We start from the raw sequence: 12,201 nt of genomic DNA, 5'->3' as shown, positions 1-12,201 counted from the left end.
GCGGCACGGGACACCGATCCCGCACGGCCCGGGACAAGGACAGCGAGGCGGAAGCCCATGCCGCGACCCGCCGTCGCCCGGCCCCGCGCCCCTGCGCGGCCTGCGGCGGCCTCGAGCACGCCGGAGCGCCCGGCTGCGCCCGGCTGCGCCCGCTGCGGCGCACTGGTGGACGGCATCCTGGAGGACGCCTGGGCCGCCTTCCTCCGCCGGTGGGACGCCCGCACGCCGCAGGACGCCGACGACCTCGCCGCCATGGTGGCCGCCGAACCGGACCGCCACGACCGGCGCGTGGTGGACGCCGCCCTCGACCGCCCGAACTGCGCCGCGTGCGCGGCCGCGCACGGCAGCGGTCCCCTCGGCCGCGTCGATCTCCTCCCGGCCACCGCCGAGGCCCGGCGGCTGAGCGCCCGGCTCCAGGGAGCCTCCCCGGCGGACGCGGCACGGGCCGTCGCACGGACGACGGCCCCGCCCTTCCCCGGGGCCCGGGCACGGGCCCACGCGGCTCGCGTCCCGTGCCGAGCGGGGGGACGCTGGGAGTGGGAGGTGATCCGCATGGCTGTGGAGGACAGCCGTCCGGCCGAAGTCCCCGTCTCCGCCGTCGAGGCGCTCCGGAGCGTCCTGCGGGGCACGCTCATCCGCCCCGACGACGCCGCGTACGCCTCGGCCCGGCGGCTCTGGAACGGCATGATCGACCGGCGGCCCGCCCTGGTGGTGCGCTGCGAGACCGACGAGGACGTCGCCGCGGCGATCGGCTGCGCCAGGGAGTACCGGCTGCCCCTCTCGGTACGGGGCGGCGGCCACGGCGTGGCGGGGCAGGCGATGTGCGACGGCGGCCTGGTCGTGGACCTGTCCCGGATGACCGAGGTCGACGTCGACCCGGTGGCCCGCACGGCGCGGGCCCAGGGCGGCTGCACCCTGGGCCACGTGGACCGGGCGACCCAGCGCCACGGTCTCGCCGCCCCCCTCGGCGTGGTGTCGGAGACCGGCATCGCCGGCCTCACCCTGTCCGGCGGCATGGGCTGGCTCCGCCGTGCCCACGGCCTGAGCTGCGACGCGCTGCTCTCCGCCACCGTGGTCACCGCCGACGGCAGCGTCCTCGCCGTCGACGCGGACCACCACCCCGACCTGTTCTGGGCCCTGCGCGGTGGCGGCGGCAACTTCGGCGTCGTCACCTCCTTCACCTACCGGCTCCACCCGGTCGGCCCCGAGGTGCACCTCTGCAACGTCACCTACCCGGCACGGCACGCCCGCGAGGTGCTGCGCCGCTGCGCGGACCACCTGGCCCGCACGCCGCAGCGGAACGGCCCCGCGCCCCTCGGCGTGCTCGGCCGGGTCCCGCCCGACGAGGCGCTGCCGGCAAACCTGCACGGCGAGCCGTTCGTCGCGCTGCTCGCCCTGCACCCCGGCGACCCGGCCGAGGGCGAGGAGGCCCTCCGCCCCCTCAGGGAGATCACCGAACCGCTCTTCGACCTGAGCGGCGCGACCACCTACCTGGACGCCCAGACCCTGCTCGACGAGGAGTACCCCGACGGCGCCCGGTACTACTGGAAGTCCGTCACCCTGCCCGGCCTCGGCGACGAGGTGGTCGACGACCTGGTGCGTCACGCGGCGAGGGCGCCGTCGCCCGCCTCGACGGTCGACGTCTGGTTCCAGGGCGGCGCGATGGCCGGCGCGCCTCGGGAGGGCACCGCCTTCACCGGCCGGGACGCCCCGTACCTCATCGGCATCGAGGGCAACTGGCAGGAGCCGGCCGACTCGGAGCGGAACGTGGGCTGGGTCCGCGACACCTTCGCCGCCCTGCGCGCGTACTCCGCGGGCGGCATCTACCTCAACTTCCCCGGCTTCCTCGAGGAGGGCGAGCAACTGGTGCGCGAGAGCTTCGGGGACCACTACGAGCGGCTGGCGGCGGTCAAGGCGGCGTACGACCCCGGCAACCTCTTCCGCCTCAACCCCAACGTCTCCCCGAAGGCCGGGTGAACCGGCCCGAGCCGCCGGCCGGCGTGCGGCGGCTCGGGCCGTCGGGGACGTGGGGCCTGCCGCGGGCTCCGCCTGTCGGCAAGGAGGGCGCGGCAGGAGCAAGGGGGCCCAGCAGGCCAGGGGGTTCAGGTGGTGCTGACGGGGCGCGCGTCCTGGTCCGCCGCACGGCGGGTGGGCTCCCGCCGCAGCGCCGTGTCGAGGGCGAAGGCGCCGGGACCGATGAACGCGATCAGCAGGAACGCCCAGCAGAACATGACGGACGCCTCCCCGCCGTTCACGATCGGGAACAGACCGTTCGACTGATGGACGATGAAGTAGGCGTACGCCATCGAGCCGGAGCAGACGACGGCGGCCACCCGGGTGAAGAGGCCCAGGGCCACCAGCGCTCCGCCCGCGAGCTGGATGGCGGCGGCCCACCAGCCGGGCCACTGCAGGGTGGGCACGGTGCCGCCGCCGTGGGCGCCGCCCAGAACGCCGAAGAGGGACGCGGCGCCGTGACAGGCGAACAGGAAACCGACCACCAGGCGGAAGGCGCCCTGCGCCACGGGGGTCGCCGTGCGTAACAGCTCGGGGGGTTCGTTCGACGGCACGCTCATGACTCGCTCCTAGTGGGGGATTGGAGAAGTTTACGTTTGGACGATCATGTTCTGATCGTTCATTCAACCCTCGAACGGAGAATAGCGACGCCCACCAGCCGAGCACATGTTCCCCAGCCGCCATTCCTTCCGGCACGCCTTCGGTACGCGGACCACTCGCACCCTGCGGAACGGCCCTCGCACGAGGCGTCCACGATCCGTGCGCATCGGGGCGGGCGGCGCGTACGCCGCGTTCCGCAGGCGCGGTGGACCCGGCGGGCGGAGCGCGCCCCGGTCACCGCGTTCGCCCTGCTCCGGCCGCCTTCCCGGCCGTCGCCCCGGACCGGCCCGTCGGAGCGGAGAGCGTATGTGTAGCGTCCAGCGTGTTCGCATACCGACGATCACCCCCGGCCGCACCGGCGCGGAGCGGCCCGACGAGGAGGAGACGCCGTGCTCGGACTGCTCGGTTTCTCCACCGAGTTCGCGGAGACCGCGCAAAGCGAGGCGGGGCTGACCGGGGTCCGGCTCCGTCCGGTGGTGCCAGGAGTGAACCGGTAAAGCGGAGGGACTCCTCCGGGCGGGCGGCGTCCGCGCGTCGGTGCGGCGGCAGCCGCTGATTCGGGGGCGGGTGCGGACGTCCCCAGGTGATTTCCGGGGCTGGACCGGTTCACCCGCGGCCGTTAGGTTGAGCGCGCTGCTCACCTGTCAGGCACGCGCGCCCTGCCGAAGGAGTCCGCCCATGAAGGAACTCGTCCAGCTCGCCGACGGCTGGAGCCTCGACCACGACGGGACCCCCCTGCCCGCCCAGGTGCCCGGCTGCGTCCACACCGACCTCCTCGCGGCCGGTGTCGTCCCGGACCCCTACCTCGGCCTGAACGAGAAGGAGGTGGCCTGGGTGGGCCGCAGGGCCTGGCGGTACACCCGGGACCTCGCGCAGCGGGAGACGGCGGCGGGAGAACCGCACGAGCGGACCGATCTGGTCTTCGACGGCCTGGACACCGCCGCCGTGATCAGCGTGGACGGGCAGGAACTGGGCCGGACCCGGAACATGCACCGGCGCCACCGCTTCGACGTCACCGGCCGGCACGGCCTGCTGGAGGTCGCGTTCGCCTCCGCCTACGACGAGGCCGCCGCCGTGCGCGAGGCGACGGGGGAGCGGCCCAACGTCTACCCGGAGCCCTTCCAGTACATCCGGAAGATGGCCTGCAGCTTCGGCTGGGACTGGGGGCCCACGCTGGTCACCGCCGGCATGTGGCGGCCGGTCCGGCTGGAGCGGTGGTCGACCGCGCGCCTGGCGCGGGTACGGCCCCTGGTGACGGTCCGCGACGGCGTCGGCAGGGTGGAACTGCACGTGGACGTCGAGCGCACCGAGCGGGGCGCGGACCGCCGCCTCGAGGTGCGCGCGCACCTCGGCGGCGTCCACGCGCGCACCACGCTGGACGGGAACACGGCCGTCCTGACCCTCGAGGTGCCCGGCGTCGAGCTGTGGTGGCCGCGCGGCTACGGCGAGCAGCACCTCTACGACCTGCACGTCACCCTGGCGGAGGAGGGCGCGGAGCCCGACGGCCCCGCGGCCGAGCCGCTCGACTCCTGGACCCGCAGGACCGGCTTCCGCGACGTCGTGCTGGACCGGGCCCCCGACGAGCACGGCACCCGCTTCACCTTCGTCGTCAACGGCGTGCCCGTCTTCGTCCGCGGCGTGAACTGGATCCCCGACGACGTCTTCCCCTCCCGCGTCACCCCCGGGCGCTACCGCGCCAGGCTGCGGCAGGCGGCCGAGGCCGGCGTCGACCTGGTGCGGATCTGGGGCGGCGGCATCTACGAGGACGACGCCTTCTACGAGACCTGCGACGAACTGGGCCTGATGGTCTGGCAGGACTTCCTCTTCGCCTGCGCCGCCTACCCCGAGGAGCAGCCCCTGCGCTCCGAGGTGGAGGCCGAGGCCCGGGAGAACGTCGTGCGGCTGATGCCCCACCCGAGCCTGGTGCTCTGGAACGGCAACAACGAGAACCTGTGGGGGTTCCGCGACTGGGGCTGGGAGCCCGAACTCGACGGCGACTCCTGGGGCGGCGGCTACTACCTGGACCTGCTGCCCCGTGTCGTCGCCGAACTCGACCCCACCCGCGCCTACACCCCGGGCAGCCCCTGGTCGGGCTCCTGGGACCACCACCCCAACGAGCCCGCGCACGGCACCCACCACTCCTGGGAGGTCTGGAACCGCCGGGACCACGCCGAGTACCGCGACACGGTTCCCCGTTTCGTCGCCGAGTTCGGCTGGCAGGCACCGCCCACCGTCGCGACCCTGCGGCGCGCGCTGCCCGGCGAGGACCTCGCCCCCGACTCGCCCGGCATGCTCCACCACCAGAAGGCCGAGGACGGCAACGGCAAGCTGCACCGTGGACTGGCACGCCACTTCGCCCCGCCCCAGGGCGACTTCGACCGCTGGCACTACCTCACCCAGGTGATGCAGGCCCGCGCGGTGGCCGCCGGGATCGAGCACTGGCGGTCGCACTGGCCGGTGTGCGCGGGGACGGTGGTCTGGCAGCTCAACGACTGCTGGCCGGTGACCTCCTGGGCCGCCGTGGACGGGGACGGCCGCCCGAAGCCCCTCCACCACGAGCTCCGCCGCGTCTACGCGGACCGCCTGGTGACCCTCCACCCGGGCGACGACGAGGACGGACCGGTGCTGGCCGTGATCAACCAGTCCGCCGAGCCCTGGACCACCGCGGTGACCCTGCGCCGCCTGCGCGCCGACGGCGCCACGATCGCCGAGCGCGTCCTCGACGTCACCGTGGGCCCGCGCGCGGTGCACCGGCACACCGTGCCGCGCGACCTCGTCCCGGACGCGGCGTCCGCGAAGGAGTTCCTGGTCGCCGACGGACAGGCGGGCCCGGCCGCCCCGGCGGGAGAGGACCGTCCGGCCGCCCTCCGCGCCGTCCATTTCCCCGTCGTGGACAAGGAGTTCGCCTATCCCGCACCGCGCTACGAGGTGGCCGTCGAGCGGGCGCCGGCCGGTGAGGAGGACGGCGTCGGTGGCGGTAATGTCGAGGTCGTGGTGACTGCACGCACTCTGGTACGCGACCTCCTCCTGCAGGCGGACCGGCTGGGCCCGGACGCCGTCTGCGACACCGGTCTGCGGACCCTGCTGCCCGGCGAGAGCCTGCGCCTGCGGGTCCGGCACGCCGACCGCACCGACGCCGAGGCCGTGCGCGCCGCCCTCTTCTGCGTGGAACCCGCGTGAGCACACCCCCACGCGTCACCATCAAGGACGTCGCCGCCGCGGCGGGGGTGTCCAAGGGAGCGGTCTCCCTGGCCTTCAACAACAAGCCGGGAGTCTCCGAGGCCACCCGCGACCGCATCTTCGCCGTGGCCCGGCAGCTCGGCTGGGCGCCCAACTCCGCGGCGCGCAGCCTCTCCCGGCAGTCGGTCGGCGCCGTCGGGCTGGCCCTGTGCCGGCCCGCTCGGCTGCTCGGACTCGAGCCGTTCTACATGGAGTTCGTCTCCGGCATCGAGAGCGTCCTCGCGGAGCGGGACTGTTCGCTGCTGCTGCGCCTGGTCGGCTCCCTGGAGGAGGAGGTCACGCTCCAGGAACGCTGGTGGCGGGAGCGCCAGGTGGACGGCTCGATCCTGGTCGACTTCCACCAGGAGGACCCGCGCATCGGCCCGCTCCGCGAACTGGGGCTGCCCGCCGTGGGCGTGGGGCACCCCGACCTCACCGGCGGGCTCCCGTCGGTGTGGACCGACGACGCCACCGCCGTCGCCGAGGCCGTGCGCTACCTGGCCGCCCTCGGCCACCGGCGCATCGCCCGCGTCGGCGGCCCCGGCGACCTGGGCCACAGCCGGATCCGCGCGGCGGCGTTCGAGCGGACGATGCGGGAACTCGGCCTGGACGGCGGCCGGCACGTCGGGACGGGCTTCTCCGGGGAGGAGGGGGCCCGGGCGACCCGGATGCTGCTGGCCGGCCCGGAGCGCCCCACCGCGATCGTCTACGACAACGACATCATGGCCGTCGCCGGACTCGGCGTCGCCGCCGAGATGGGCGTCTCCGTGCCGGACGACCTGTCGCTCCTGGCCTGGGACGACTCGCAGTTGTGCCGCCTGACGCATCCGACGCTGTCGGCCATGAGCCACGACGTGCACGCGTTCGGCGCGGAGGTGACCCGGATCCTCTTCGACGTGCTGGCCGGGCGGCGGTCCACCTCCCGGCCGGTGGCGACGCCCACCCTGGTCCCGCGCGGATCGACCGCGCCTCCCCGCGCCCAGCCGCATTGCCCGGCGGCTCCCTGACGGCCGATACGATCATCGGCATGACGGCAGCGGAACCGACCATCCTGGCCACCTCCGGCGGACACCGCGTCGGGGACCGCACCCGGGTCACCTTCGACGCCCTGGTGCACCACGCGGTCGACCTCTCCGGGGTCCACGGCCGGCGTCCGCGGGTCATGTACGTCGGAACCGCCATCGGGGACGCCGAGCACTTCACGGCCCGGATGAGCGAGGCCGCGCGGGTCGCGGGCTTCGACCTGACGCCGCTCCACCTGTTCCCCATGCCGAACCTCGAGGACGTCGAGGGAACGGTCCTCGAGCAGGACGTCGTGTGGGTCATGGGCGGCTCGGTGGTCAATCTGCTGGCGGTGTGGCGGGCCCACGGCCTGGACCGGGTCATGCGCCGCGCCTGGAAGGCCGGTGTCGTGCTCAGCGGGGTCAGCGCGGGATCCCTCTGCTGGTTCCGGGGCGGGGCGACCGACTCCTTCGGACCGGAACTCCGCCCGGTCACCGACGCCCTCGGTTTCCTGCCCCACGGCAACGGCGTGCACTACGACTCCGACGAGGGCCGCCGCCCGCTGATCCACCGGATGGTCGCGGACGGCACCCTGCCCACCGCCCACTGCACGGACGACGGCGTCGGCCTGGTGTACCGCGGGACCGAACTGGTCGAGGCGGTCACCGAGATCCCGGGCAAGGGCGCCTACGTCGTCGAGCGCGACGGCGACACGGCCGTGGAGCACCGCCTCGAACCGCGTGACCTGACCGCCTGAGCCGTGCCCGGGCAGGACCACAAGCTGCGTGTACATGGCATCCTTTGCGCGGCGGCGGCCCCGGCCGGGAGGGCAGCCGCAGGGGAGGGGACGAGATGACGCGCACAGGCGGAAAGCCGTGCGGCCGCACGGCCGAACGGCGGCGGATCGGCGTGCTGGTGCTGGGCAACCTGCTCGGCGGCGTCGGCGTCGCGTCCGGCATCACGGTGACCACGCTGCTGGTGGAGCGCCTCGGAGCCGTGGAACTCGCCGGTCTGGGCCAGGCGGTCGGCGTGCTGGGCGCCGCGGTGGCGGCCGTGCCGCTGGCCCGGCTGGCGGCGAGCCGCGGACGCCGCTGGTCGCTGGGCGTCGGCTACGCGATCGCGGCCCTGGGCGCGGCCCTGGTGGTCGCCGCGGCGACGGCCGGGCAGCTCGCCCTCGTCATGGCCGGGTTCTGCCTCTTCGGCGTCGCCTCGGCCTGCAACCTGCAGACCCGGTACGCCGCCGCGGACGGCGTCGCGCCCGAGGTGCGGGCGCGCACCATGGCCGTGGTGGTGTGGGCGACCACGGTGGGCTCGGTCGCCGGGCCCAACCTCACCTCCGCCGGGCAGGCCGTCGGCGAGTCCCTGGGCGTCCTCGGACTGGCGGGGCCGTACCTGCTGTCCGGGGCGGCGTTCGCCGGGGCCTGCGCCCTGGTCGCGCTCCTGTACCGCGGTGACGGCGGCAAGGCCGCCCAGGACCTGACCGCGGGGCCCGCGCCCGCCTCCCTGGGAGCGCTGGCCGCGCTCCGCTGGACGGCGCGCCGCCCCGACGCGCTGTTCGCCGTGGTCCTGCTGGCCACCGCGCACTCCACCATGATCATGGTCATGGTGATGACGCCGCTCCACATGCAGCACCACGGGATGTCCCTGCGGATCGTCGGCGTGGTCATCAGCGTGCACATCGCCGCCATGTACGGGCTCAGCCCGCTCTTCGGCCGCCTGGCCGACCGCCGGGGCCCGCTGCCGACCGCGTTCCTGGGCATCGGCGTCCTGTTCGCCGCCGTCGCCCTCGGCTACGCCGCCGCGTCCGGCGGCGGCGAGGCGCTCACCGCGACGGCCCTGGTGGTGCTCGGTCTCGGCTGGTCGCTGTCCACCCTCTCCGCCTCGGCGCTGCTGGCCGCCGTCGACGACGACCGGGTGCGGGTACCGCTCCAGGGCGCCGCCGACGCGGGGATGAGCTACGCCGGAGCCGCCGTCGCCGCGCTGGCCGGACCCGTCCTGGCCTTCGGCGGCTTCCGCGCCGTCAACCTCGCCGGCGCCGCCCTGCTGCTGCCCGCCCTGGCCCTGGCCGTCCTGCTGGCGCGACGTCAGGCACCGGCAGCCGCCTGAGCCGCCCGGCCGCGCCCCATCGCGCCCCGCCGCGCCCCGCCGTGGGGCATGAGCGCCTCAGCGGGCCGGGGCGGGGTCCGCGGTGTCGCCCGGTGTGCCGGTCCCGCGCCAGTGCGCGGGCCTGCTCAGCCGTTCGGGCACCCGGGTGGACGCGTCGCCCCTGGCGGCGTTGAGCTGGGCCTGGGTGACGAACAGGGCGCCGGTGAGGTCGGCCCCGCTCAGGTTCGCGCCCCGCAGGTCCGCCCCGATGAGGTCCGCGTCCCGCAGGTCCGCGCCGCCGAGGTCGGCGGCGACCAGCAGGGCGCCGCGCAGACTCGCGCCCCTGAGGTCGGCGCCGGCCAGACTCGCCCCGACCAGATCGGCGCCGCGGTGGTTCCTCCGGCGTCCCGGCACCCTCGCGCGGGTCAGCTCGCCGGCCCTCAGCAGCAGCGGGTTCACCTCGCCCCGCAGCGCGTCGACGTCCAGCGCGACGATCGACTCGGCGCTGCCCCGCGTCAGGCCGTCCACCCGGGCCAGCGCCCGCCGCAGTTCCCGGTGCACCGGGCGGGCGGGGGCCAGGTCCAGCGCCTCCGTGACGTACCGGAGCAGTTCGTGCAGCTGCCGCATCACCGGGAAGACCGCGAACATCGACCGGGCCGTCTCCGGTGAGCGCCGCCAGTCGGCGCCGCCGAAGGTGACCCGGGAGACCTTCTGCCCGGCGCCGTGGCAGTCGAAGACGGTGCAGCCCTGGTAGCCGCTGTCGCGCAACCGGGCGTGGATGCCGCAGCGGAAGTCCTCCCGCAGGTTCCCGCACGGCTGCCCGGCGGGCTTGTCGGCGGCGAAGTCCGCGGACCGGGCGAAGGGCAGCGCCACGCAGCACAGGCCGAAGCAGTTCGCGCAGTCGGCCCGCAGCTCCTCGCGCTTCGGGCCGTTCCCGGTGCGCGGCTCCTCGCGGTCCGGGCCGCTGCTCCCGGAGCGCGGCGGCGTCCGGTCCCGCGACCCCGGCCGGGGACCGTTCCGCGTCTTCCTCTTCCCGGCGGCGCGGTCCTCGCTCCGGGGGGCCCGCTGCTCGCCGCCGCGGGTGCGCTCACGCTCCTCCGCGCGGCCCGGACGGCCCTGCCCGCCGGTCGGGGAGGATCTCCGGCGCCCGCCGGGGGACGCGGGCTTTCCGTGCTGTGCGGACACCGTTGACTCCTGTCGTGACTGCTACGGGCCGACGGCCGCCGGCTGCGGCGGCGTCCGGAAGCCGGTCACATCCTCGCAGAGGCACGGCAGCCCGTTCGACCGGCGGCCGGTCCGTTCCGCGGATCCCATGTCCACCGGCTGGACAGCCCGTTGACGCACCGGCGGCACCCCTGGCATCGTCCCCGCCCATGAGGCCCGTTGCCGATCATCCGCAGGCGCCCGTCGCGCTGGTCGCGCGGCGGCACGTCGACCTGTGCCGTCAGTCCAGCGCCATCTGTCGCTGACCCCCGGGCCTTCTCCCGTCCCATCCTCGCGTCCCGCCGCGCCCGCGTTCCGGTCCTCTCCGTTCCCGGACCTCCGGCCGCCGCGACGACGGTTTCCCGGGTGCCGCTCCCGCCGTGCTGAGGTCCCTGCCGCTGCAGGGGTCTGAGTCCCGCGCGTCCGGCCGCATCCGTGGCATCCGGGTGCGCTCTCCGTACCCGCCCGTCCGGGTGCGCTCCCCGCACCCGGCGCCTCCCTTGTCGACCCCTGGGCGCGCCCGTCTCCCGCGGGCGCGCCGTATCGAAGGATTCCCCATGCCCGAAATATCCCGTCGTGCCTTCGGTGGCCTCGTGGGCGCCGGCGCCGTCGGCACGGTCGCCGCCACCACTGTCACCGCCACCGCCGAGGCGGCCGGCCGCGCCCCCGCCGAGCGTCCCTTCCGGGCCCGTCCCGGCTCCGGCTCGGGCAGGCGCCCGAACGTGCTGTTCATCCTCGGCGACGACCTGGGCTGGGCCGACCTGTCCTCGTACGGCGCTCCGCACATCAGAACGCCGCACCTCGACCGGCTCGCCGCCCAGGGCGTGCGCTTCACCAACGCCTACTCGGGCTCCGCGACCTGCTCCCCGACCCGCTTCAGCCTCTACACCGGCCGTTTCCCCGGCCGCACCAAGGGCGGCCTGGCCGAGCCCATCGGCAACCGGACCCAGGGCCTGGACCCCCACCACCCCACCCTGGCCTCCCTGTTGAAGAAGGCCGGCTACGACACCGCCCTCATCGGCAAGTGGCACTGCGGCTGGCTGCCGGACTACAGCCCCACCAAGTCGGGCTGGGACGAGTTCTTCGGCAACTTCGGCGGCGCCCTGGAGTACTTCTCCAAGCTGGGCCAGCTCGGTGACTACGACCTCTACGAGGGCGACGCCACCTACCAGGACCTCCGTTACTACACCACCGTCCTCACCGAGCGCGCCGTCGAGTACGTCGGCCGCGAGCACCACCGGCCGTGGCTGCTCAACCTCAACTTCACCACCCCGCACTGGCCGTGGACCGGCGAGGGGGACGAGGAGGCCGGCGCGGAGATCGCCGCCCGGATCCGCGCCGGGAACGTCCTGGGCGCGCTCCGCCACGACGACGGCGGCTCGGTGGAGAAGTACCGGGAGATGGTGGAGAACCTCGACGCCGCCGTCGGCAAGGTGCTCACCGCCCTGCGCCGCTCCGGGCAGGAGGACAACACCGTGGTGGTCTTCGCCAGTGACAACGGCGGCGAACGGTTCTCCTACCAGTGGCCGCTCAGCGGCAGCAAGTCGCAGCTCCTGGAGGGCGGCATCCGGGTGCCGACCATCCTGCGCTGGCCGGACCGGATCGGCGCGCGCCAGGTCAGCCACGAGCCGGTGTACTCGCCCGACTGGACGGCCACGCTGCTGGAGTTGGGCGGCGCCCGGCCCGACCCGGCCTACCCCCTGGACGGCCACAGCTTCGCCGGATACCTGCTGCGCGGCGAACGCGTCCCCGAACGGGACCTCTTCTGGCGCATCCGGAACAACCGGGCGCTGCGACGCGGCGACTGGAAGTACTACCGCGACGCCGCCGGCAAGGACCACCTCTACAACCTCGCCGCCGACGAGCGCGAACAGGCCGATCTCGCCACCGAACGCGCGGACCGGCTCGCCGAGTTGCGGACCGCCTGGGAGCGGATCAACGCCGGACTCCTGCCGTACCCCTCCTGACGGCTCCTCCCCGGACTCGGGTGTTCGCGGCCAATGTGGGCCGCCTGCGGGACGTCCTCTTCGACCTGGTGGCGGCGCTTCCGGCGACGGACCAGCGGACCTGCCTCTGCGC

General features: G+C 74.9%; 9 protein-coding genes and 1 pseudogene. 8 read left to right on the top strand and 2 right to left on the bottom strand.

From position 1 onward, the window contains the following. Positions 1-57: 57 nt before the first annotated feature. On the top strand, positions 58-1,977 hold the full coding sequence (locus ABZ836_RS12975; RefSeq protein WP_361141769.1) for an FAD-binding oxidoreductase: 1,920 nt from the start codon (positions 58-60) through the stop codon (positions 1,975-1,977). Between the two features lie 125 nt (positions 1,978-2,102). Here ABZ836_RS12975 and ABZ836_RS12970 read toward each other — a convergent pair whose 3' ends face one another. Next, positions 2,103-2,573 carry a DoxX family protein gene (locus ABZ836_RS12970; protein ID WP_361141767.1) on the bottom strand — a complete coding sequence of 157 codons (471 nt, stop codon included), beginning with the start codon at positions 2,571-2,573 and terminating at the stop codon, positions 2,103-2,105. A 718-nt stretch (positions 2,574-3,291) separates the two neighbouring features. Here ABZ836_RS12970 and ABZ836_RS12965 point away from each other — a divergent pair. From ABZ836_RS12965 to ABZ836_RS12950, 4 genes are all read left to right on the top strand, one after another. Then, positions 3,292-5,793 (top strand): glycoside hydrolase family 2 protein, encoded by a 2,502-nt coding sequence (locus tag ABZ836_RS12965; RefSeq protein ID WP_361141765.1) that lies wholly within the window; start codon positions 3,292-3,294, stop codon positions 5,791-5,793. Next, positions 5,790-6,839 carry a LacI family DNA-binding transcriptional regulator gene (locus tag ABZ836_RS12960; protein ID WP_356131716.1) on the top strand — a complete coding sequence of 350 codons (1,050 nt, stop codon included), beginning with the start codon at positions 5,790-5,792 and terminating at the stop codon, positions 6,837-6,839. Before ABZ836_RS12965 ends, ABZ836_RS12960 begins: the two co-directional genes overlap by 4 nt. Positions 6,840-6,859: 20 nt before the next feature. Then, positions 6,860-7,591, top strand: a complete 732-nt coding sequence (locus ABZ836_RS12955) for a peptidase E (protein ID WP_356131719.1) — start codon at positions 6,860-6,862, stop codon at positions 7,589-7,591. 95 nt (positions 7,592-7,686) lie between these two features. Beyond that, positions 7,687-8,940, top strand: coding sequence for an MFS transporter (locus ABZ836_RS12950; protein ID WP_361141763.1), 1,254 nt, complete (start codon positions 7,687-7,689; stop codon positions 8,938-8,940). Between the two features lie 57 nt (positions 8,941-8,997). Here ABZ836_RS12950 and ABZ836_RS12945 read toward each other — a convergent pair whose 3' ends face one another. Further along, positions 8,998-9,831: a pentapeptide repeat-containing protein gene (locus ABZ836_RS12945; protein WP_361141906.1), complete on the bottom strand. Its 834-nt coding sequence runs from the start codon at positions 9,829-9,831 to the stop codon at positions 8,998-9,000. Between the two features lie 461 nt (positions 9,832-10,292). On the opposite strand from ABZ836_RS12945, the gene ABZ836_RS12940 reads away from it, so the two are divergent. The 3 genes and pseudogenes from ABZ836_RS12940 to ABZ836_RS12930 form a co-directional block, all read left to right on the top strand. Then, positions 10,293-10,388: a putative leader peptide gene (locus tag ABZ836_RS12940; RefSeq protein WP_356131724.1), complete on the top strand. Its 96-nt coding sequence runs from the start codon at positions 10,293-10,295 to the stop codon at positions 10,386-10,388. A gap of 291 nt (positions 10,389-10,679) precedes the next feature. Next, positions 10,680-12,089, top strand: coding sequence for a sulfatase-like hydrolase/transferase (locus ABZ836_RS12935; protein ID WP_361141761.1), 1,410 nt, complete (start codon positions 10,680-10,682; stop codon positions 12,087-12,089). Between the two features lie 17 nt (positions 12,090-12,106). Continuing rightward, positions 12,107-12,201 (top strand): annotated as a pseudogene (locus ABZ836_RS12930) (5'-methylthioadenosine phosphorylase); the annotation flags it as partial.

Origin of the sequence: Streptomyces sp. NPDC047130, assembly GCF_040643475.1 — a bacterium.
In the GTDB taxonomy this organism is placed as follows: Bacteria; Actinomycetota; Actinomycetes; order Streptomycetales; family Streptomycetaceae; genus Streptomyces.
This window is presented reverse-complemented; position numbering and strand designations above follow the sequence as displayed.

What these genes read in the sequence shown, in the direction of transcription:
- ABZ836_RS12975 (WP_361141769.1), top strand. Translation starts at nt 58, where the DNA reads ATGCCGCGACCCGCCGTCGCCCGGCCCCGCGCCCCTGCGCGGCCTGCG.
- ABZ836_RS12970 (WP_361141767.1), bottom strand. Translation starts at nt 2,573, where the DNA reads ATGAGCGTGCCGTCGAACGAACCCCCCGAGCTGTTACGCACGGCGACC.
- ABZ836_RS12965 (WP_361141765.1), top strand. Translation starts at nt 3,292, where the DNA reads ATGAAGGAACTCGTCCAGCTCGCCGACGGCTGGAGCCTCGACCACGAC.
- ABZ836_RS12955 (WP_356131719.1), top strand. Translation starts at nt 6,860, where the DNA reads ATGACGGCAGCGGAACCGACCATCCTGGCCACCTCCGGCGGACACCGC.
- ABZ836_RS12950 (WP_361141763.1), top strand. Translation starts at nt 7,687, where the DNA reads ATGACGCGCACAGGCGGAAAGCCGTGCGGCCGCACGGCCGAACGGCGG.
- ABZ836_RS12940 (WP_356131724.1), top strand. Translation starts at nt 10,293, where the DNA reads ATGAGGCCCGTTGCCGATCATCCGCAGGCGCCCGTCGCGCTGGTCGCG.
- ABZ836_RS12935 (WP_361141761.1), top strand. Translation starts at nt 10,680, where the DNA reads ATGCCCGAAATATCCCGTCGTGCCTTCGGTGGCCTCGTGGGCGCCGGC.